Annotated in this window: 17 protein-coding genes; 7 read left to right on the top strand and 10 right to left on the bottom strand. The window is 40.4% G+C overall.

Going from position 1 to position 22,972, the window contains the following annotated elements; translation table 11 throughout:
• Window positions 1–169 precede the first annotated feature (169 nt).
• The 5 genes from BMX95_RS31995 (at window position 170) to BMX95_RS31975 (ending at window position 11,372) form a co-directional block, all read left to right on the top strand.
• Window positions 170–1,426 carry a FecR family protein gene (locus BMX95_RS31995; protein ID WP_081202195.1) on the top strand — a complete coding sequence of 419 codons (1,257 nt, stop codon included), beginning with the start codon at window positions 170–172 and terminating at the stop codon, window positions 1,424–1,426.
• Between the two features lie 215 nt (window positions 1,427–1,641).
• Complete coding sequence (locus BMX95_RS31990) at window positions 1,642–5,109, top strand: SusC/RagA family TonB-linked outer membrane protein (protein WP_081202193.1); 3,468 nt, start codon at window positions 1,642–1,644, stop codon at window positions 5,107–5,109.
• Window positions 5,110–5,161: 52 nt separating this feature from the next.
• Entirely contained in the window at window positions 5,162–6,634 is a 1,473-nt protein-coding gene (locus BMX95_RS31985; protein ID WP_081202191.1) for a RagB/SusD family nutrient uptake outer membrane protein, read from the top strand.
• Window positions 6,635–6,765: 131 nt separating this feature from the next.
• Window positions 6,766–8,064, top strand: a complete 1,299-nt coding sequence (locus BMX95_RS31980; RefSeq protein WP_165759000.1) for a thioredoxin family protein — start codon at window positions 6,766–6,768, stop codon at window positions 8,062–8,064.
• A 212-nt stretch (window positions 8,065–8,276) separates the two neighbouring features.
• Window positions 8,277–11,372, top strand: a complete 3,096-nt coding sequence (locus BMX95_RS31975; protein ID WP_081202187.1) for a S9 family peptidase — start codon at window positions 8,277–8,279, stop codon at window positions 11,370–11,372.
• A gap of 95 nt (window positions 11,373–11,467) precedes the next feature.
• Here the strand turns inward: BMX95_RS31975 and BMX95_RS31970 are convergent, their stop codons facing one another.
• The 8 genes from BMX95_RS31970 to BMX95_RS31935 form a co-directional block, all read right to left on the bottom strand.
• Window positions 11,468–11,704 carry a hypothetical protein gene (locus BMX95_RS31970; protein WP_081202185.1) on the bottom strand — a complete coding sequence of 79 codons (237 nt, stop codon included), beginning with the start codon at window positions 11,702–11,704 and terminating at the stop codon, window positions 11,468–11,470.
• A 183-nt stretch (window positions 11,705–11,887) separates the two neighbouring features.
• On the bottom strand, window positions 11,888–12,412 hold the full coding sequence (locus BMX95_RS31965) for a TlpA family protein disulfide reductase (RefSeq protein ID WP_090519711.1): 525 nt from the start codon (window positions 12,410–12,412) through the stop codon (window positions 11,888–11,890).
• 35 nt (window positions 12,413–12,447) lie between these two features.
• The gene (locus BMX95_RS31960) at window positions 12,448–14,013 is read right to left on the bottom strand and encodes a hypothetical protein (RefSeq protein WP_081202181.1); all 1,566 of its coding nucleotides are present in this window, start codon (window positions 14,011–14,013) and stop codon (window positions 12,448–12,450) included.
• A gap of 63 nt (window positions 14,014–14,076) precedes the next feature.
• A complete protein-coding gene (locus BMX95_RS31955) occupies window positions 14,077–14,544 on the bottom strand; it encodes a MauE/DoxX family redox-associated membrane protein (protein ID WP_081202179.1) in 468 nt (155 codons plus the stop codon).
• A 44-nt stretch (window positions 14,545–14,588) separates the two neighbouring features.
• Complete coding sequence (locus tag BMX95_RS31950; protein WP_081202177.1) at window positions 14,589–15,437, bottom strand: glycosyltransferase family 2 protein; 849 nt, start codon at window positions 15,435–15,437, stop codon at window positions 14,589–14,591.
• A gap of 275 nt (window positions 15,438–15,712) precedes the next feature.
• Window positions 15,713–16,078: a helix-turn-helix domain-containing protein gene (locus BMX95_RS31945; RefSeq protein ID WP_081202175.1), complete on the bottom strand. Its 366-nt coding sequence runs from the start codon at window positions 16,076–16,078 to the stop codon at window positions 15,713–15,715.
• Between the two features lie 92 nt (window positions 16,079–16,170).
• Window positions 16,171–16,560, bottom strand: coding sequence for a helix-turn-helix domain-containing protein (locus BMX95_RS31940; RefSeq protein ID WP_081202172.1), 390 nt, complete (start codon window positions 16,558–16,560; stop codon window positions 16,171–16,173).
• 370 nt (window positions 16,561–16,930) lie between these two features.
• Window positions 16,931–17,839, bottom strand: a complete 909-nt coding sequence (locus tag BMX95_RS31935; RefSeq protein WP_165758999.1) for an extracellular catalytic domain type 1 short-chain-length polyhydroxyalkanoate depolymerase — start codon at window positions 17,837–17,839, stop codon at window positions 16,931–16,933.
• 275 nt (window positions 17,840–18,114) lie between these two features.
• Here BMX95_RS31935 and BMX95_RS31930 point away from each other — a divergent pair, with 275 nt between their 5' ends.
• The gene (locus BMX95_RS31930; protein WP_081202167.1) at window positions 18,115–20,385 is read left to right on the top strand and encodes a PA14 domain-containing protein; all 2,271 of its coding nucleotides are present in this window, start codon (window positions 18,115–18,117) and stop codon (window positions 20,383–20,385) included.
• A gap of 170 nt (window positions 20,386–20,555) precedes the next feature.
• On the top strand, window positions 20,556–21,539 hold the full coding sequence (locus BMX95_RS31925) for an alpha/beta hydrolase (protein ID WP_081202165.1): 984 nt from the start codon (window positions 20,556–20,558) through the stop codon (window positions 21,537–21,539).
• A gap of 69 nt (window positions 21,540–21,608) precedes the next feature.
• Here the strand turns inward: BMX95_RS31925 and BMX95_RS31920 are convergent, their stop codons facing one another.
• Together BMX95_RS31920 and BMX95_RS31915 are read right to left on the bottom strand one after the other, a co-directional pair.
• A complete protein-coding gene (locus BMX95_RS31920) occupies window positions 21,609–22,085 on the bottom strand; it encodes an acyl-CoA thioesterase (RefSeq protein ID WP_081202162.1) in 477 nt (158 codons plus the stop codon).
• A gap of 77 nt (window positions 22,086–22,162) precedes the next feature.
• The gene (locus BMX95_RS31915; RefSeq protein WP_081202160.1) at window positions 22,163–22,807 is read right to left on the bottom strand and encodes a 4'-phosphopantetheinyl transferase family protein; all 645 of its coding nucleotides are present in this window, start codon (window positions 22,805–22,807) and stop codon (window positions 22,163–22,165) included.
• Window positions 22,808–22,972 lie beyond the last annotated feature (165 nt).

Here is a 22,972-nt window from a genome sequence, read left to right as displayed (position 1 = left end):
TCAATATGAATTTTTCTTTAATTCTATTAGTATAAATGTTCGGTTCGATCGTTTTAATATATGTACAAACTGATGCAAAGTATGACTAACCAGCTGGCCACTCAATGTAGTTTGATAGCCAGAAATGTCTATCAAACAGTTTTACCATTAACCAACACCATTTAACCCGATGCCTTCTAATAGCCAGATAGGACAATTAATTATTAAACATCTGCAGGAAACCATTACTACAGATGAAGCGCAGATCCTGGAACAATGGATTGCGGCCAATGAAACAAACCGGATACAATTCAACAAGCTAACGAATAGTGACTGGCTGCAACAGGCCGTAAGTGCCCATGCAGAAAGTGACATCCGGATCAAAGAGCGAGTGTTTGCAGAATTACCCGTACTGCAGGACACTCCAACGGAATCACCAAAAAGCGGTTGGGTGCGTTGGATGTCCATAGCGGCCTCGGTCCTGATAGTAGCATCGATCACCTGGTATATATGGCAGGGCAAAACAAAACCAGCCATTGTAGCAGAACATCAAACGCCGGTAGCCACCGTGATACCGGCAGGCGGCAACAAAGCTACGTTGACGTTAGCAGATGGCACGGTGATAGACTTGGATAAGGCAGGAAACGGTACCATCGCCACGGAAGGCAAAACAACAGTTAATAAGAAAGAAGACGGACAATTGGAATATAAATCGGCAACTAGTACAAAAGACGCGACTATTACGTATAATATGTTGACAACCCCCCGTGGCGGCCAGTACCAATTATTACTTCCCGATGGAAGCAAGGTATGGCTGAATGCGGCGAGTTCCATAAAGTACCCAACGGCATTTGCAGCAAATGAACGACGAGTGGAAATTACAGGGGAAGCGTATTTCGAGATCACTCATGATATAGTAAGACCATTTAAAGTGATGATTTATCCTGCAGACGGTGGCATCGGCCGTGGGGGAGAAGTAGAAGTGTTAGGAACGCATTTTAATATAAATGCCTATGGAGACGAACAAACAATAGTTACGACCCTGTTGGAAGGAAAGATCAGGATCACGCCAGTAGAAGTAGTTAACAAGGCGGCGATAGCAACTCATCCGGCTAATACGGCCAGGACATATAAAGTGATCAATCCTGGGGAAGAGGCCCAGATTAATAATAAAGCGGATATAGTTATACGGAAGAATGTAGATACAGAATCGGCCGTGGCCTGGATGAAAGGTTTCTTTGATTTTCACAATGCCAGCATAAAGACAGTAATGAAACAAGTGAGCCGCTGGTACAGTGTAGATGTTCAATACGATAAAGCGATACCTGAACAAACGTTTGAAGGAAATATCGACAGGAACATTCCGCTGAACGAATTACTCGATTTATTAGACCAATACGGACAAACCAAATTCAAAATAGACGGACGCACTATCAAAGTACAATAAAGGGTAGCCATGAATTATCTAAATCTTACCTACGCCCTCCCTACCGGAGTGCAAGACTGTTGCTTGACGCACTAATCGAACATTGTATCATTAACATTAAACCCCACAGTTCACCATTAATGAACCTGATTCCAGGTTAACCTCATTTATTAAGTCTGGTTAAGGCTTTGACTTTACAAAATAACCGGATTCTGTTGACGCAGAACCCGGTTGTAATGGAGGTTAACTATGCAATGCGCGAAACATTCTTTATTAACCAACAACAGACCAAAGGTATGAAATTAACTGCTAATCCGGCTTTAGGGCTATTCCATGTGTGGGTTGGAAGCTCTGGGGCAAAACTAGTGCGCGTTATGAAGTTGACCACTATCATAATTCTGGCTGCCTGTTTGCAAAGTAGCGCAAACGGCATTGCCCAAAACACCGTAACATTCTCCGGCAAGGACGTCAACCTGGAAATGGTGTTCTCTGCCATCAAGAAGCAAACCACTTACCGCTTCTTTTTCAATACCTCTATCATTCAGAATGCGTCAAAAATTACCATCGAGGTAAGGAATGCTCCCATCGAACAGGTGATGAACCTGGCGCTGAAGGACCAATCTTTAACCTTCGCTATAAAGGGCAGGACCATTTTTGTTATGAAGAAGCCGGAGGAAGAGAAGCAGAGTAGCCAGGTGATGCCTTTGCAGGGAGATCCGGTGACGGTGAGTGGGCGGGTGACGGACGAGCAGGGTAATCCTTTGGTTGGCGCGAATGTGAAAGTGAAGGGGACTAATAATGGAGTTACTACGGACGGGCAAGGGCGGTTTACGTTGGCTAATGTTGATGGAAATGGGATGTTGGAGGTGTCGTTTGTGGGGCATGAGACGCAGCTGTTACCTGTTAAAGGGAAGACTATGTTTACAGTGGCGTTAGGGCAGAAGGTAGGGGTGTTGGATGAGACTGTTGTGATTGCGTATGGGACAACTACTAGGCGACTTTCTACTGGAAATATTTCTAGTGTAAAAGCAATTGATATAGAAAAGCAGCCAGTGAATAATCCTTTATTAGCATTACAAGGGCGTGTACCTGGTTTAATTATTACTCAATCAAGTGGATTTACAGGAAGCGCCATAAAGGTTCAAGTGCAGGGGCAAACAAGTATAGGAGTTGGAATAGGAAGCGATCCGCTTTATGTGATAGATGGAGTGCCATTCCCTTCACGATCGTTATTTACATTAAGTGCTATTCAAGGTACTGCCGGGAGTGCGCCAAATCAAGCAGGAATACAAACTGGATCTGTGAACCCATTAAGTTTTATAAACCCTTCGGAGATCGAATCCATTGATGTTTTGAAAGATGCTGATGCTACTGCAATTTATGGTTCTCGCGCCGCTAATGGTGCAATACTGATTACTACTAAGAAGGGTAAAGTGGGGAAGACAAAGGTTGATTTCAATTTGCAAACAGGTGCGGGAAACGTTAGCCACTTCCTTGATGTGTTGAACAGAGAAGAATATCTTGAAATGAGAAACGAGGCTTTCAAAAATGACGGGATAACGCCTCGAAGTACTGACTATGATATCAATGGTACATGGGATACTACTAAATCAACCAATTGGCAAAAGGAATTGATCGGTGGAACATCAAGATACACAAATTTGAACTCGAGCGTCTCTGGTGGTACCGTTAATACGCAATTTTTATTAAGTGCAGGTTATCATAAGGAAACGACTGTTTTTCCTGGAGATTTGGCTGATCAAAAAGGTTCATTGCACTTTAATGTCAATAATGTATCTCCTAGCCAAAAGTTTAAATTACAACTTTCGGGAAGTTATTTAATAGATAACAATCAAATGATTTCAAGTGATCTGACAAGTGTTGCAGTTTCGATGTCTCCTGTAGCTCCTAATCTTTACAATGATGATGGAAGCTTGAATTGGGCTTTGCTTGCTAATGGAAACTCTACTTGGGTAAATCCTTTGTCTTTTTTGTATAATGAGTATTCAAATAAAACAAGTAATCTAATAGGCAATCTTATAACAAGCTATGAAATTTTACGAGGGTTAAATATTAAAGCCAGCTTTGGGTATAATAAGCTACAATCTGAACAATATAAGATTTCTCCTCTTCAGTCAGTTAGGCCAGAAAGGCGAGCTGCCACTTTAAGAAGTTCTGATTTTAGTTTTAGCAGTATTAATAACTGGATTATTGAACCTAGTTTAGAATATAAGTTTTCAATTAATGAACTAAAAGTAAATACACTGATTGGTTCGACATTTTTGCAGAATGATAATGATTATAGGGGGCAAAGTGGTTCAGGGTATAGCAGTGATGTTTTTATAAAAGATATAAACTCGGCTCCTACTAAGTCAGCTTCTGGTTATTTTTCTCTGTATAAGTATAATGCTCTATTTGGAAGGGTTACAGGCAGCTGGAATGATAAATACATTGTTAATTTTACTGCTCGACGTGACGGTAGTAGTCGATTCGGTTCACAAAACTTATTTCATAATTTTGGTTCTATCGCTGGTTCATGGATATTTTCAAAAGAATCTTTGATTGCTAATAAACTTCCATTTGTAAGTTTTGGAAAATTCCGAATTAGCTATGGAACTACGGGAAATGACCAAATCGGAGACTATCGCTATCTTAATCTGTACAATTCTGTTACTGGTATAGGCGTCGCCTATCAAAACTCTACTGGGCTTGTTCCTAATGGTCTCCCTAATTCATATCTTCAATGGGAGGAAACGAAAAAGCTTCAATTTGGATTGGACTTGGGATTTTTTAATGATAGAATTTTGCTGAATGCTAACTATTATCAAAATCGTTGTTCTAATCAGCTATTGGATTATATGTTGCCCATTACTGCTGGTTTCCCTAGTATAACAAGAAATTATCCCGCCGCTATTCAGAATACAGGATGGGAACTGTCTTTAAATACTTTAATTATTAAAACGGCAAGCCTTACGTGGACTAATAGTATTAATCTTACCGTTCCAAGGAACAAATTGTTGAAGTTTCCAGATATTGAATCGTCTTCCTACGCAACAATGTATACTGTTGGTAAGCCAGTGACCATCAGACGTGCCTATAAATATTTGGGAGTAGATCAGACTACCGGTATCTATAATTTCCTCGCCCAAGATGGTTCAGTCACATCAAAGCCTATATCTAATGATTTGACTGAAATAGTAAATACAAGTCCTAAGTATTATGGAGGCTTTCAGAACAGCATATCATATAAAGGGTTTCAGTTCGATATATTATTTCAGTTTGTCAAACAAATTGGAAGCAATAGTTACTATTTATTTGGGGATCGAGTAGGGCAACTACTATCTGATGGCAGGGGCAATCAGCCGGAAAATATATTAAATCGATGGAAAAAAACAGGTGATATTTCCGTTGTTCAGCGTGCTTATATATCTAACAGTAATCTTTCAACTGCAGAGGTTCGAGCTTTACAAAGTGATGTTGTTTACACTGATGCTTCCTATGTCAGAATTAAAAATGCTTCTCTGTCTTGGCAGGTTCCGCAATCGTGGCAGAGAAAGATAGCTACGCATGATGTGAAAATTTATGTGCAGGGTCAAAACCTTTTTACAATTACAAAATACAAAGGGTTGGATCCCGAAATAATAGGGTCCCAAAGTCTTCCTCCATTGAGGGTGGTTACAATAGGTATGCAGGTGAATTTTTAACCAGATTGAAAGTGAGATGAATGTTGTAAGTATGAAAATCATAAATTCTTAAATGATGAAAAGATTTTATAACTGTAATAACCGATTATTTATAGCTGTCGGATTCATATTCTTGTATACTTGTCAAACTTCATGTAAGAAGTTTATTCAGGTGGAAGCTCCTGGCAATAGTACCAACGCTGAAAATGTATATAAGGATGATGCTATTGCAGCATCTGTTCTGACTGGGATTTATGCAACTTTAAGTAGGGGTAACACTGATGGCAGTTTTGAGGGCGCTGGAGATTTTACCAGTTTATCACTATTTCCTAGTTTGTCTGCAGATGAATTAACCCTTTTTGATTTGAATAAACAAACGTATTTTCTGTATTATAGTAACTCACTTTCAGCGAATCCTGGTAATATAGGGCTCCCGAGTTATTGGAATATAATCTACCCTTACATTTTTGTTGCGAATTCTGCAATTGATGGGTTGAATACTTCAACTACATTAACGCCAAGAGTAAAGCAACAATTATTAGGTGAAGCCAAGTTTATACGAGCGTTTTGCTATTTTTATCTTGTTAATTTATATGGTGATGTGCCCCTTTCCCTTACTGACGATTGGAAAGTAAATTCGAGCATGCCACGTACTTCCGCTTCGCAGATATATGACCAAATTATTTCTGATTTAAAGGAGGCCCAGGAACTCTTAAGTACCGATTATTTGAGTTCAGATGCATCTTCTGTAACAAGTGCAAGGGTGAGACCCAACAAGTGGGTTGCGGCTGCTTTGCTAGCCAGGACATATTTATACATCAATGATTTTTCCAATGCGGAGATAGAGGCTTCTAAAATAATTGATAATGGCTCATATCAATTAGTGTCTTTAAATAATGTCTTTCTTAAAGATAGTAAGGAGGCTATTTGGCAATTGCAAGCAGTTGGTACAGGTACAAATTCTAATACTGGAGAAGGAAAGCTATTTGTTCTTCCCTCGACTGGCCCTACTGTTAATCAGCCTGTATATCTGAGCGATTATATTGTCAATACTTTTGAGGCTGGCGATCTCCGAAAAATAAATTGGATTGCAAAAGCTGGAACAACTTCTTATTGTTATCCGGCGAAATATAAAATTGGTGCAATCAATACAACTGCGAAAGAAAATTGTACAGTGTTTCGCCTATCTGAGCAATATTTAATAAGAGCTGAGGCAAGAGCTCGGCAAAACAAGTTACCTGGAGCGATTGCTGACTTAGACTCTGTACGAAAGCGAGCTAATATCAGCCTCATGGCCACTACTAATCCCGGCATTGATCAAACTGCATTAATAGATAAAATAATTCACGAACGTCAAGTTGAACTCTTTACTGAATGGGGACATCGCTGGTTCGATTTAAAGAGAACTAATATAATTAACACTATTATGCCCTCGATTACAATTGTAAAAAATGGAACATGGGAGAAAACGGATCAATTGTATCCAATCCCACAATCGGAAATTAATAAAGCACCTCAGATTATTCAAAATTCAGGATACGAATAGGGTAAAGTAAAATACTGAATTATTTCAAGTGCCCTTTACCATTAACTTTTATAAAGGGATCTACTAAAACCAACAAAATAGATATGTACCAATTTAGGCGATCATTGTGTTTAATTATTATATGCCTGTCTTTGTGTATAGCAAATAACTTATTTGCTCAAGCTGACTCTGCGGGTAAAGGTATTAAATGGGTAGAGGGGTTATCGTGGGAACAGGTTAAACTAAAAGCGTTAAATGAAAATAGATTCATTTTTGTAGATGCTTATGCAACTTGGTGCGCGCCCTGTAAGAAGATGGATAAAGAGGTATATTCCAATGAGCAGGTTGGCAACGCATTGAATCCGCAGTTTATTTCAGTACGGGTACAAATGGACCAGACTGCGAAAGATGATCAGTTGGTGTTAAAATGGTATACGGTGGCAAAGCAATTTGAAACACAATACGGCATCGAAGGTTACCCATCATTTTTATTTTTTGGCCCAGATGGCAAGCTAGTATATAAGGCTTTGGGAATGAGAAATGCGACTGAGTTTATTGAATTAACGAAGAAAGCATTAACGAATCCAGAAGATAGGTATAAAGAATCTATTATAAGGTTTAAAAATAAGGAATTGGATTACTTATCTATGCCCGATTTAGCTCGAGAAGCGCGACAAAGAAAAGACAAACAAACAGCTATTGAGATAGCAGGTGAATTCAAACAGAAATATCTAGATAAGCTAGAGGGCAAGGAGGCTTTTAGTGGAGACAATTTATTTTTTATAGCTGATTTTTCATGGGATATTATGAAGTCAGATGACCGATATTTTCAATTTTTTTACAATAACCCCGCAATGGCTGATTCAATAATGAAGCGGACAATAAGCCAAAAGGTTATACAGAATATAATTTATAAAGAAGAGATTGTAGATAAGATTTATACGGACGGAAAGCCATTGAGCTCTTCAATGCCCGATTGGAAAAAAATTCAAGAAATAATAAGAAAAAAATACGGACAACCTTACATAAAAATGTTTTTCCCTGATAATCAAATTAAGTATTTTGCAATTGCACACGATTGGAAGAATTATATAAAGTATGTAAATGAAAAAATTGGAATGTACTCCCCTAAGGTCAATGGAAGAGCGCTTGGCCCCTATGGTGATAGTTGGACCTTAAATCACTATGCTTGGAATTTATTCTTGCAATGTGGCGATGAAAAGTTATTAAAAAAGACCCTTCGATGGGTCGATATGGCAATTAAATTGGATACTTCAAGTTATGGTGCAAACTATATTGATACTAAAGCTAACATTCTTTACAGAATGAATAGAGTTAAAGAAGCAATTCAACTACAGGAGTTTGCTGTTATACGATCGAGGTCAGATAAAGCAATTGTTGAAACGCTTAAAAAAATGAAGGCTGGTTTGCCTACCTGGCAATTAAATTAGTAACGCTAGGGCATATTTATAAGCTTAGTTAATGAAAATAGCTTAGTAATTCGGGCTAATTTAAATCATTTTTATTAGCTTTATTACTCAATATTGTTCTCCTTATTTATACTCACGCTATTAGAGTCCTCAAATAGATCAGGGCAAAGGTATGTGGTTAAATTGTCTTCCTTACTTTTTGTTTGGTACTGGTATAGATAAACCATAAAACTATGTCAGCTATGAAGCTTTTTTTTTATCTCTTATTTTTTGGGGTAGGCTTTAATTGTTATTCACAGACGTTTTCCCCTTCGGTTGCAAGTCCTGATCCGAGTGTAGTGAATAACTTGTATTTAAATAAATATCTGTGGAGCCATGCTTTCCCAGCAAAGGGGAGTAAATCAATTTTGGATTTTGATGCCATCGAAAACTGGCGTTCATTGGAACGTAGAAAAGGTTCATTGGCCATCAGCTGCGATGGGATGTATTTTGCATATGTTATTTCCTATAACTGGTATAAAAAATGGGCAATTGATTCACTTGTGATACAATCAACTAGTGGCTCATGGAGGAAGTGTATTGCTGGTACATTGCCTGGTTTTTTTTCCGCTGACGGAAAGCAGTACATCTTTTTGAAGAATGATGTACTTTGTTTTTTAAAGACCAATAGTGAAACGCTATATGAAGTTACTGGAATTGTAGCTTATAAAAAGCCTCCAGGTAATAAACCCAAATTTATTGCCTATGAATTAAGAAATAAAAGTGTAATACTTAAAAATCTATTATCAGGAAATGAAGTTCTTTTCAAGGGAGTATTAAATTACAATTTTGAGGGAAATGGTAATAAGTTTGTTTGTCAACTGTATGGCTCTACAAAAGAGCTTCTTGTGCAAGATTTGATAAATGGGACTCAAAAAAAATATGCATCAATAAAAGATTACAAATTTGATGCTACAGGAAAGGCAGTATTGTTGATGGCCTCATCCTCTAACGGCATAGATTTAACGTATGAAGGAAACGCAGTTGGAAAAAAGAGAGTCTTTTTTACGAATGACACGGCATTAATTGTTGGTAATTACCATTTTGACAGAACGGGGACGCAGATAGTTTTTAATGTCAAACAGAATATAAATAATCAAGCGCAAAATTCAATATGGTATTGGAGAATGGGTATGGATAGGGCAGTTGAAAAGATAAAAAATCGTTCAAATGGAATTCCAGAAGGTATGCTTAATGGAGATGCCTCTTTTACCGGAAATGGGCGGTATATTCAGTTTGATATTGAAAAAAAAGAAGGGATTTACAATCATGACTCAGATGCAGTACAACTAGATGTGTGGAATTATAAAGACACATTAATACAATCTACTCAGTTAGTGGAGCTTACCAAACACAGCATAAGGAGTTATAGGGCTTTCATGAATGTTAATAATGATTCAATTATTGAGGAAAGTGATTGTGAAAGAATTGTCAATGATAGAGATCATATACCTGGTGATTTTGTGATATTTAGAAAAAGAGGAAAGGAGCAAAATGGAGATCGATTCTGGCTAAATGATTACTATGTAGACAGTAACTGGCTTGTGTCGCTAATGGATGCGTCTCGCACTTCATTGCCATCGACAAAAGGTAACAGTCGGTTGTTTCGCTTTTCACCAAGTGGTAACTATTTGGTATATTATGATCCGAGGGATGGAGGTAATTATTTTAGCTATGATTGTAATTCAGGCAAACAAGTAAATATTTCAAATGGCGTTCCGAAAGGTACTTTAACGAATGAATGGAATGAATTTTGGCCTATTGAAGATGATCGTAATACTCCCTTTGGTATAGCCACGTGGTATGAAAAATACAAAGTTGTATGGGTATATGATAAATATGACATTTGGGCGCTTGATCTCACTGGAAAAAGAACGGCAGTTAATATTACTAATGGTTATGGTCGTTCTAGCTTTATTATTTTTAGGCTCAGCGGTGATGAATTTGGCGCCGTTGAAAGCCCTACTTATAGCAGGGGACACATTATTTTGAAAGCTTACAATGTCAATGATAAATCCAATGGTTTTTATGGAATTCAGTCGGAGAAAGGAAATAATCCGAAAAAGTTATTTATGGCATCTTGTGTAATTGAAAAAGTAGTTACTACAATTGCTGATGATATGATACCAGTTAAGGCTGAGGATGCGGAGGTTTGGATAGTAAAAAAGCAAAGTGCTGAGGAATCGCCTAATTATTATTTAACTACAAATTTTGCAGCCTTTAAATCTTTAACCGATCTGCAACCACAGCATAAATATAACTGGCTATCTTCAGAGCTTCACACTTACAATAAGTTGGCTGGGAGCTTAAGTCAAGGCGTTTTATACAAGCCTGAAAATTTTGATCCTTTGAAAAAGTATCCAGTTGTTATTGCGTTTTATGCTGTTAGTTCTTATCTATTAAATTTCTTTCCTGCACCAGAGCTTTTAAAAACACCAAATTATTTACAGGAAAGTCCAGGATGGCTCGTAAGTCATGGTTATCTTGTATTTGTACCTGATATTGATTTTTCAAAAGGCTATTGGGGGCCTAATACTTTAAATTCTTTGGAAGGAGCTGCAAGATACTTAAGCAATTTGCCATTTGTGGATAGTAATCATATTGGAGCTGTTGGGCATAGTAACTCTGGCCGATATAGCTATTATTTGCTTACTCATTCAAATAAATTTGCAGCAATGTCTATTGGCTCAGGTCACGGTGGGACGGATATGATTAGTTTGTCCTTATCGACAAATAAAGCTGGATATAGTGAATTAGAGTGGGGGGAGATTGGGAGTTTTGGTAATGGATTGGGCGACATTTGGCAAAATAAAGATGTATGGTTGGATCATATGGCAATTTTAAATGCTGACAAAGTTATCAGTCCTTTGCTCCTATTTCACAATAAAAACGACGGAGACGATGTAAGACTAGCAGTTGAGCTGTATACTTCCTTGAGGCGCCTCGGGAAAAAAAGTTGGTGGTTGCAATACGACGATGGAGGTCATGGTGTATACAAATTGAAGGATATTAGAGATTTTACCCTAAGATGCACACAATTTTTTGACCATTTTTTAAAAGAAGCTCCGGCTCCTAGATGGATGACACAAGGAATTCCGGCTAAATTGAAAGGTGTCCAGAGTAGGTATGAATTAGATCCTTCTGGTACATGTTCTTTATCTGACAAAGAATGTCCAATATGTAAAAAATGGAATGAGCAGTATAAGAGATTTCCTGGGATGTTTAAAAAACCAATAAATGAATGGAGTTTGAGTGAACGTACAGATAAGCCATCAATTGAAGTAAATTAAAAAGAATATACAACTCGCAATAAATTGCACCAACCACAGGTTGGTGCAATAGTGAGAATAAATAGAGGCGTGAATTTGCACCTCTAATCACGAGATTAGTTAGTAGTAACCTTAGATTTCAGGTCGGTTTGAGTACCATCAGTTGTACAGAATAGGGTTCCTTCAGTTGTAGGTTCTATTTTAAAACCGTCAGAAATAGTAATAGCGTTTTCGGTTAAAGTAGTTGTATTTGAGCAATATACTCTTTCATTTACTTTTACTTTAAAAGCTAAAGCTCCACCAACAACTGCCAGTACTGCAACTGCAGTCAACATGATTTTTATCTTTTTCATAAACGAAGTGCTTTTTAAATTAAAAAAGCTAAATTTTAAAATAAATAACGCCTACTCTTTAATAGTGGTTTTCGGCTTACCCACATAGTTACTACAAGGAATAGTTGTCCGAATCATTGCATGAGTGGATCCTTGCTTATGCGTAAGATGGTCGGACACTTTTTACTGATCAGTATTCTAAGTTTATTTATAAGGGTTTATAGAATTTAGTATCACCTTGCCGTCGATTCTTCCTGTAAACGAGCATACTAATTTTTTATCGTTGTCGAAAATAGCCGTAAATGGTACTCCTTTAACGTTATAATATTCTGGGACAACATTCTCGATGTCTAAGCCGGCAATGAAGTTTTTATATTTATTTAATTTGAAATGTGTGTAAAAGCTTTTCATCTGATTAAAGGGAGACCGTGTTGCAATAATGAATTGATAATTTTTAAAACTTGCCATGTTTTTGATAATTTCATCCATTAGGGCTCTTGAATAGGGACAATTGGATCTGTAATAAAATATTACGAATGGTTTACCTTTAGCAATATCCCTTGTGTCAAAATAATTTATGCTGTCAACGAGTAGTAATTTGAAGGAGGGAATAACCATCCCTTCTTTACCTGTTTTCTCTGCGATTGAGTAGTAACATCCTAATTGCAGTGTCGGTATTAGGAGGATACATAATAACTTTATTGAAAACTTTGCTTTAGACCTTTTCACGATTATGATAATTGTAGGAATTAAAATACATGTACTTAAGCCGACGGATTGGTAGCTACTAGTTTGTTTTTAGGGACTTGTACCCTTATGTAACTATCTTTTTCTGTTTTCAATTTTCCCATAATTTGAAACATAAAGTCAGTTAAAAGGCAAACTAATATAGTGGTAAGGATTATTGGAAATGCCTGAAAACGCAATGCAGCAGGAGACGCAAATATTGTAAATAAGGCATTGCATAACCAAAATGCTCCTCCAATAGTTAAACCTTTTTGAAAAGGTTTACTATAAGTCCATCCTTTCCATGTTAAATAAATGATCAATAAACATAATATTGATACATTTATCATTCCTGAAAGTATTGGGTAAAAATTGAGAACAAGTACATTGTTGTCTTTCATACGCGTTTTAACATTATTGCTATCGTAACCAAACCACTTGCTAGCCTCTGGCGCAACGGATTTTCTGTATGAATTATAGACGTCAAGAAATTCGACTGGTGGTGCATAATATTTAAGTGCATTTGGGTAGATAAAATATTTTAAGAAATAAATTGGATATTGCTTAATGATAAAGATCCCATAGTCCTTGTAAAAAGGTCCCATGCTGGCCCATTTCTTTAACTCAATTGATGTAGTATCATTTTTAAAGAGATTGTTTCTATATTTCCATAGGGGCATTCTACGTGTCCACATATAGACAGAACTGGCTTTTAAATTCTCCGATGGGTTTTTTTTTGTATCTCGAGTGCTGTCAAAAAAAACACGAATCATATTATCCAATTCCTGGAATTTTAACGGTACCGGATGTCTATCTGCTATATGTACATATCTATACGCATACATTGCATTGTTTGCAAATTGCCAACCGCTAAAGGGTGAAAATTGCCAGTAGCCAGTCAGCTTTTTGTATTGGTACATAGTAAAGCTTGTAAAAATTCCACATAACATCAAACTCAATCCTAGACCAAATATTTTTTTTCTAAGCGGTAAATTGGAAAGCCATAATGCGATAAGCATTATAAATGGATAAATCATAGCGTTGTATCGGACAGTGAATGCGATTAAAAGTATTATTGAGTTGCAGATTATTATTTTAATAGTTGGTCTATGAATAATCCATAGTAAGAGTCCAAACCAAATACAGCTTATTGAAAGAAAAAGGTTGTCACTACTTACCAAATTACCAAGGTGAAGGAATAAGGGGTTAAATAACATAAATCCTAATAATAGAAATTGCATCCCCTTTCCTGTCTTATAGAAGTAAAAGAAGGTGAACAATAGAAATAAAATGCTACTCTGAATTAACAAATATTGAAAAGATGTTAGGACGTAGTCTGGTTTTGCAAACACACTAAATAGTCGCAAAAATTTTGAATATCCAATTGGATACGTATTTATGTTAAGGTTTTGATCTGCAGCCTTTATGTAGGAAAATGAATCTCCGTGTATGTAACTGGCAAACGGATAAAAATACTTAAATACAGCAAACTGAATAACTATAGCCGCCGCAGCCAACCACAGAATAGTTCGATTCCTTTTATTATTAAACAAGAAATCCTTAAACGATACTTCTGCTGATGACATAGTTGTTTCTTGATTCATCTTCTTAAAAATTAATGTTCAGTAAATAATTCTCCAGGTCAATAAAATTTCCTCCAACTACATTCACGAATGCGATACATTATATCCACTCACACTATTCCATCCTTTCCCCAACTCTTTTTTTTCCTTCCGCTGCAGATATATGGCAAGCCCATTGAGCAATACAAATACGCTATTTAACACCACATGCCCTGTCCATGAAAGTTCCGAGATGATCCCCCCACAGCTACAAGGCATCTCCGGAGCCACAATAAACATCGCAATGATATAAGCAGTAAACAGAGCCATGATGACAAATGATGCGTAAAGCCCCTTTAACCGCCAGCGAGGTATCACCAACATCAACACAATAGCAAACTCAACAACGGGTAGCAGCACTGCAACAGGAGTCGCGGCCCATGAAAGAATAGGAGACATAGCCAGTTGCTCCTTAAACACACTATAATCCATTATTTTGGCAATCCCTGTATACAAAAACAGAATGATATTCAGCACGGTGATGATCTCAATGACAGTTGTACGCTTGGTCATAAGATGCAAGTTTATATGGTGAGGCCTTACATGTTGACGGTAAATTATCGCTCAGATAAAACCGGGACGTCTGATTTAACGAGTAGCTGGTTATTAAACAGCCCATATTTCAGTATGCAGTAAATAGCTCGGAACCCATCTCGCCAGCCGATCTTTTTGCCTTCGGCGAAGGTGCGGCCGTAATAGGAGATACCTACCTCATAGATCCGGATGCCTGGTACCATAGATACCTTTTGGGTTACTTCGGGTTCAAACCCGAATCGTTTTTCATGTAGGTAAATCCTTTGTATGATAGCAGTACGGAACAACTTATAACCGGTTTCCATGTCAGTCAGGTTCAAATTGCTGAACATGTTGGAAAGAAAGGTAAGCACCCGATTCCCGATGGAATGCCAGAAGAACAGGATGCGGTGTGGATTGCCGCCTATAAATCTTGAGCCGTAGACCACATCTGCCGATCCGAGTAATATGGGTTTTAACAACGTATTGTACTCGCCCGGATCGTATTCCAGGTCAGCATCCTGTACCAACAGGTATTCGCCGGTTGCCTGGGCAATGCCCGTATGGATAGCCGCACCCTTTCCCTGGTTTACATCGTGCCTGGTATATTTGAGGTAATTGATCGTGAGATTAGGGGTTTTAGCAAGATATGCCCGCAGAGCCGCCTCAGTACCATCGGTACTACAATCATTTACAATGATCACTTCCTTCTCTATATTGCGTAGTAATTTAACTTCATTAATGCGGTCGAGGATCGAGGCAATCGTGTTCTCTTCATTGTACGCGGGTATAATAATGGATAATCGCCTGATGGGATAATTGTCATTTGCTTCATTCTCCGGTGCCAGCTGACTGGCCCCCGGCGTAACCGGAACTTTGAATAAGGTTTCCATGTACTATTTATTGTTTAGATAAATAAATGGCTGTCCAATCTAATGGTGTAATTCGTTGCAGTATGTTATGGGTGATTATTTCTGGCTGTTGTTTCTTCCGGTGGACTAACCGGAGCAATTATTCATTTTCTACATCAAATATACGGGTGGTCTTTACCAAAAGTCAAGTGTTTTCTGTTTATACTTAGCACAACATATTTATACTTTGCACACGTTTCATTGTTACTGATTGATCCATGGTGATTTGCGTGTAGTCATAATCGTGCTGCATATTACTACGCACAAAAACTATCGCCTTCAGTAAAGTCGAACATCTCTTTTGGTGTTACCTTCCAGTATTTCTTGAAGGCATTGTTAAAGGCGCTGGGATTACTATAGCGTAACGTGATAGATACTTCCTTGGCATCTTTCCCTTCTGCTAACATCGCTTTCGACTTCTCCATTCGTACCCTTAATCGATAGTCCCTGATGCCTACTCCATATTCTTCTTTGAAGGCTTTCTGCAACACATTGCGGCATACACCATGCGTTTGCGACATCCTATACGCAGTGCGCTCATCGCCCAGGTTGTGATCAAAAATTCGTTTGGCCGCCGTGATGGCAGTAACTACATGCTTTTTCAACTTTTTTCTGTTACGCATGGAACTCGGTTTAATGATGGATAATACATACAATCGCCTGTCCGGTAAGGGTGGGACTGTATGCTAATTGATAAGCGCTGGTTTTGGAAGTTTTAGCGGTCGAGCATTATATAGGGGATTGTTCCGGGGGGATTGCTGAGTTGTACTTTTCGCCATTTGGATGGTGCCCGCCCGGTCACCTTTTTAAACATCGTAGAGAACGGACGGGTTACTGTATAGCCGGTTTCCCAGGCTATTTCGTATATAGGTAGTTTTGTTTCCAGTAATAATTGCATGCCGGTCAATGCACGCGACATGATCAGGTATTTCTGTATGCTTTGGTAGTATTTTTGGGGAAAGGCTATTGCCAGCTTCTTCGGACTCATACCCACGCGCCGACTCAGATATTCCAGCGTGATCGGTTTGTAAAATTCCTGATCAATAATATCCCTGGCCTTTACTACTTTTTCCAGATCGGTTGTCGCACGTGTTTGTTTTTTCATAATATAGGTTAAGGTTCGTGAATGGATGTAGTGTGGCGCCTCTCTTGAGCTTGCAGGGTAAGACTAAATATAACCGTTAGTGTGTTTGTAACATCGCTGGCAAATCGCTTTTCATTTTGTAAATGTAGATAAGTCTCCTACTTGGATTTAATATTTATATTGTCTTTATGTATTTTCCTGTAAATTAATAATGTGCATTTTGACTTTTTGCCAAAACGACGAAATTGTGAATTCGAAGCACTAATCGGATACCCGCGCTGGTAAAGGTTTTTAACGAAAAGCAGGTTGTAAGTTACAAGCAATTTCTTATAACCTACAACCTGCAAACTCAACTTAAAACTTTCAACTTACAACTTTCAACTTTGAACTGTTAAGGCAACTCATAATTGCTTAAGAAATTCCAAATAAGATCTGTTGCATTAAACGCAGAAGATGGTGCATCCGCATTAGGCCTTGCCGGCAAACCACCTGGCCAGGAATGTCCACCGTCGTTGGTGAGGTATAACTGAATAGTAGTATTGGGACTGCAATTTATATACTGGGTTTGCATATACAGGTTGGCTTCTGTTACCAACTGGGGTGTTGCATTACATCCATCGATACCAGCCCATACATGCAAGGTGGAATCAACCGGCGGAAAATAATAATTGGCCAATCCATAGCCGCCGCCATAAGGTACCTTGGTGTCAACCGCTGAATGGATATGCAATACCGGCACCGCCCTTGCCGGTGTACAAGGTTGTTTGGTTAACAACGTGCCGCTCACCGGTGCAATAGCCGCGATCTGATCCGACAACTCGCAGGCGAGCCGATACGTCATCATAGCGCCATTACTCATGCCGGTAACATAGATTCGTTTGGGGTTGATCTTGTAGGTACTTGTTAACCGCTGTATCAACTGACTGATAAAACGCACATCATCTACATGGTGCTCCATGGCAAAATCACAACAGGTACCGGCATTCCAGGTGCGAATGCCCAGGATGCCATCACTGCGTACGCCTTCCGGGTACACCACTATAAAACCCGCGTTGTTCGATTTGGCGGTAAGCCCATAATCCTGCTCCATCTGACTGGCGCTGCCCGCTAATCCATGCAAGGCAATCACCAGCGGAAAATTACTGCTGTCGTCATAATGGGGCGGAAGGTTCAATAAATACGATCGCACATAACCATCCGACTGCATGGAATCATAAAAATGGAGATTGGTAATGGGCGGGTTGTCTGTCCTTTTACAACTAAAAACCCCGATCGTCAAAAGCGTCAGTAGCGCGTACACGATAAATTGTTTATACATGCTTTTTTTACCAAAGATGGGAGCAGGTAGTACGGTGATTTTGCCAAAAAGCCGTGAAGCTGAATAATTAGAAGGTGAAGCGGCTGGTACCGGTTACCAGTTTCCGGGCCTCCCCCCGGCCCCCTCCGGTGGAGGGGGAGTTGGCAGCCAACTAAGCAATGGTTACAGCTTAAGGTTTGTAGCTGTCGTCTTTCAGCTTTACCTTTTTACCTTGCTTCTTCCGTGGAATACGGTAAATTTGAAATACAGTAGGCTTTATGCAATCCCAAATAAACCTGGCATTTATCTTCATCACTTTGGTTTTCGGTTCCTACCGGCCGTCCAGGCCTGTAATTTCCTGCGGTGCTACTTCGCTACCATATTCCGGAACTATTACAAGTGTACGCAGTGGCAATTGGTCAGACGCCGCTACCTGGGGTGGGAGAGTACCCGGTCCGAACGATGCGCCGGTTATAGCAATAGGCAATACAGTCATAGTTGATAAAGATGTAACCATTGCGGGAATGCACGTGGCAGGTAAACTGATTGTCGATCCCACAAAGGCTATTTCGATTCATTCTTCCCAAAACATTCTGGTTACCGGCCAATGGCAAATGCTACCGGCCAAAGCTTCTACCATTCAAACCCTTCGCTTTACCGGTATCGATGAAGATAAATTTGTTGGCGGTGGTATGGACATGCTCAACACCGATATCGGCCTGTGGGTAATGCAATCAGGGCAGCTGCAGTTACAGGGGCAAACAAAAACGGCCTGGACAAACGCCGCTTCATCGATTGTGGCTGGCGCAACCAGTATAAACGTCAAAAACGCCAATGGCTGGCAGGTCGGCGATGAAATTGTCATCACCCCAACGGCTGCCGATGCACGCAATGTAGATGTGCGCACCATCACTGGCATAAAAGGCAATACCATTGTGCTGAATACGGCTACTACCGCTCATCCCATCATAAATAATTTGTGGACTGCCGAAGTAGGCAACCTTACCCGCAACGTACGCATCGAGGGTACGGCCACTGGTAAGTCACATATCTTCATCCGCTCAATGGTAGCGCAATCGGTTCAACAGGTGGCCTTCCGGTATTTAGGTCCGCGTAAAGACCAGGGCGGCTCCTCTGCCAAGGACCAGGTACAGGGCCGGTATGGGCTCCACTTTCATCATTGTGATGATGGCAGCGAAGGATCCATTGTTGATGGCTGTGTGATGCGTGATATAGATAACCATGCCTACGTCCCCCATGTAAGCAACGGTATTTCCATGACGCACAACATCGCCTTTAATTGTATGGATGCTCCTTTCTGGTGGGACCTGCCCGATGCCACCCATCGTACCGTTTGGGCACACAACCTGGTTGTTGCTCCCCAATACGTGCAAGGCGCCATTTCGCTCGATACTAAGGGCGCTCCCACCTTCGGCACGCATGCTTTTGTGCTGAGCATGGGCGACGACAATCGCTGCGACAGCAATGTAGTGGCTGGTCAGCAGGGACTGGAAACCGTAAACGCCGCCTACGACTGGGAAGAAATGCCCATCGAATCGGCCTGGATCTTTAAAGGCAATGTGGTGCATAATTCCGATTGCGGCATCCGCAGCTGGCAGAACAATGGCAAGAACCATGTGCTGGAACAAACTGTCATTTACAATTGCAAGGTGGGGGTGCTACACGGCGCCTATGTAAACAACTATACCTACAACGGCGGCTATATTTACAACAGCGTTTTTGAAGACCATGCAGCCAGCGGAGCCAACGGTGTGCGCATCGAGAACCTGACACTCGACGGTGCTGCCCAAATTCCCTATCCCTTCCGGATGGTGGAAGGGCCGGCCAAAGGTGCCCGCCCGGTCCTGATACGGAACTGTATCATCAAAGGTGGAACCAAAGGCGCTATTGAAAATGCCAGTACCGCTGCCCCAAAATCGCTCGACATTGTGCAATGCGATCTGCATGGCGATATTCATTTTACCCCAGACGCCGGTAAAGATGAAGTTGTCCGCGTTCAACCCATAAAAGGACAACCTTATAAGATCACAAAGACCGGAAAAGCTGACATCCCTGCTTTTGCCCCGCTGGTATGGGGCGCAGGTGCCGGATTGAAAGGCGTATATTATAATGGAAATGCGTACGACACGGCTGTAGAAGATCGAGTCGACCCCCTGATCAGTTTTCCGGAATGGCGGATCCCGCTGCCCGGACTGGCAACCGGCGTTCATTACAAAATAAAGGACACCAAATACAGTATCCGGTTCACAGGTTTTATTCAACCCCAATTTTCCGAAGACTATACCTTCATTACCGAAGTGGCCGGCGGTGTTCGGTTATGGGTGGATGATAAACTGCTCATCGATCGCTGGCACGACCTGTATACCACCACCCATACTTCCCCTGAAATAAAACTGGAGGCCGGGAAAAAATACACCATCAGACTGGAGTACTTTAACCAGGACGACCGGTCTGCCCTCTACCTCTTCTGGCAAAGTGCCTCCCAACCGCAGGAGCTGGTGCCACAAACCCAGCTATACAATGATTAGCGGAATTTGATTTTAATCATCAAAATTTAATAGTGTAAGATGCATTTCGCAAGAGCTGAAATGCCTACCTTGTATACCATTTCTTCCTGTACCCCCCTGAAGTAGCCATAGACACCTGTTACTGAGCACAACACAAAATTTATTATTGTTAACATTCAAAACCAACAGACATGTCAATTACAGCTGAAGTGGTAAACTATGCTACCGATCCTTCTATTGAGGTTCAAACAAAAGAATTTCTGAAAGCACTGAACAGTGCTGGTGGTAAACCGATGGAAACCATGACACCGGAAGAAGCCCGCCAGGTGCTGGTAGGCGCCCAAAAATCGGTGACTGTAGACCTGTCGGGCATTGACGTGATGGAGAAAACAATTACCCAGGATGGAATTACAGTGAAATTGTATGTGGTGCGTCCTGCAGGTGTAGATAAGGAATTGCCTGCCTTCATGTTCTTTCATGGCGGCGGCTGGGTGCTGGGCGATTTTCCCACACACCAACGCCTGGTGCGCGATCTGGTAGTGCATTCCGGTATGGCGGCTGTGTTTGTGGAATACACGCCTTCACCCGAAGCAAAATATCCCGTGGCTATTACAGAAGCCTATGTGGCTACCAAATGGGTGGCTGAGAATGGGGCTGACATCAATGTAAATGGAAAGAAACTGGCCGTGGTAGGCAACAGTGTGGGTGGTAATATGACCGCTGCGGTAGCACTGATGGCCAAAGAGAAAAAAGGCCCGGAATTACAATTGCAGGTATTATTGTGGCCGGTTACCGATGCCAACTTCGATACCGAGTCTTATCACCTGTTTGCAAATGACCGCTTTCTAACCCGCAATATGATGATCTGGTTCTGGGATAATTATACCACCGACGAAAATGCCCGCCAGGATATCTATGCTTCTCCATTACGGGCTTCGCTCGATCAGTTAAAAGGACTGCCACCAGCCCTGGTGCAAGTTGCCGAGAATGATCCGCTGCGCGATGAAGGCGAAGCGTATGCAAGAAAAATGAATCAGGCCGGGGTGCCCGTATCGTTGATCCGCTGCATGGGCATGATCCATGATTATGGGATGTTGAACCCGCTGTCACATATACCCGAAGTGCAATCGGTTATCCGGTATGCCGCTGAGGAAATAAAGAACGCATTGAAGTAAATTATTTCTTTGTTAAAAAGCCCTCCAGATGATGTCGGGAGGGCTTTTTTATTTAGTGTGCGATTTTCTTTACATATATGGTTTCATTTCATCTTCGATATTCTGTCTCAGGGCCATCAATTTTTTGGCATAATTCTCCATTTCAATAGCATGTGGTAATTCAGGTACCCATTTAGGAACGGGTACTGTTTTGCCATTGTCATCCACTGCTGCAAATACCATCACACAGTGGGTGGTTTTTACCCTGTCCTGACGGCGGGGGTTACCAGCCTGCACATTGATAGCGATGTGCATACTGGAATTACCGGTATAAATAACAGTAGCCGTAATTTCCACCATGTCGCCGATAGAGATGGGTTTGAAGAAGCGGATACCACCCACGTATACGGTCACACAGTATTGTCCGCTCCAGTTGGCCGCACAGGCATAACCCGCCTGGTCAATCCATTTCATTACAGCGCCACCATGTACTTTTCCGCCGAAATTGACGTCAGATGGTTCGGCAAGAAAACGGAGTGTTACGGTATTGCTGATAGACTCAATCATAAATAATCTGGTTTTGGCAGGTAAAATAAAAATTCTTCCTTATTTGTTTACCTGCTGAGCTGCTTTTTTTGTCGTTTTTACGATTTATTCAGGCTCATCAGTCTGCCAACCTCGATTGTCTGCGGAGTGTCTGTAGCTATATATGCTATATATCCATCTTCAATTGGTAAGGGTTCGAAGTGCCAGGAGGTATTATTCAGATATACTGTTTCGTCGATCACTTCAAAACTTAAAAAGGGAATAAGCAGGCCCCTTCCATCAGCTTTCACAACCGCCTCCTTTTTTGTCCAGAATTTATAGAAAGTGTATAAGGGATCTATATTGCTATTAATATATTGCCATTCTTTATGGGTAAAGCATACCCGGAAGACGTTGATGTCAACAGGATTGATGTGCTCAAGGTCTACCCCCACTTTCCCAATTGGACTGATTACACAAACAACATGATCTGCGGAGTGGGAGATATTAAAGCTGGGACCACCGGGTAAAAAAGGTTTTTGGTACTCATTAAATTGCAGTTCTTCCAAAATAGTATAGGGATAGCCCTGCGCTACCATGCCTTCTAAAAGCAATACTTTTCCTAAAAGGAAACGAAACGCATCTGTTTCGATCTGGAAAGCATTCATTCTTTTTATCATGGCCGCTGGCAGGTATTGTATATAATCGCGCTTTAGCTGATCATAACAATATTTACTGCAGCAGGCTGTATATACAAACACCATGATTCAAGTTAATGGTTACTCGCTATTCTGAAGAAGGTAATAGCCGCTTTTTGCAATACGGATTTTACGAAAAATATGCTATGAAGCAAAACCTTGTATCGTTTAGTAAAAACCGAAATGATAATTATGTCTACTACTAACTGCTAGTATTGTGTTATTGGCTAA

It is taken from the genome of Niastella yeongjuensis, assembly GCF_900110245.1.
Taxonomy (GTDB): Bacteria; Bacteroidota; Bacteroidia; order Chitinophagales; family Chitinophagaceae; genus Niastella; species Niastella yeongjuensis.
Note: the sequence above shows the minus strand (reverse complement) of the source record. Positions and strands in the feature narration are given on the sequence as shown.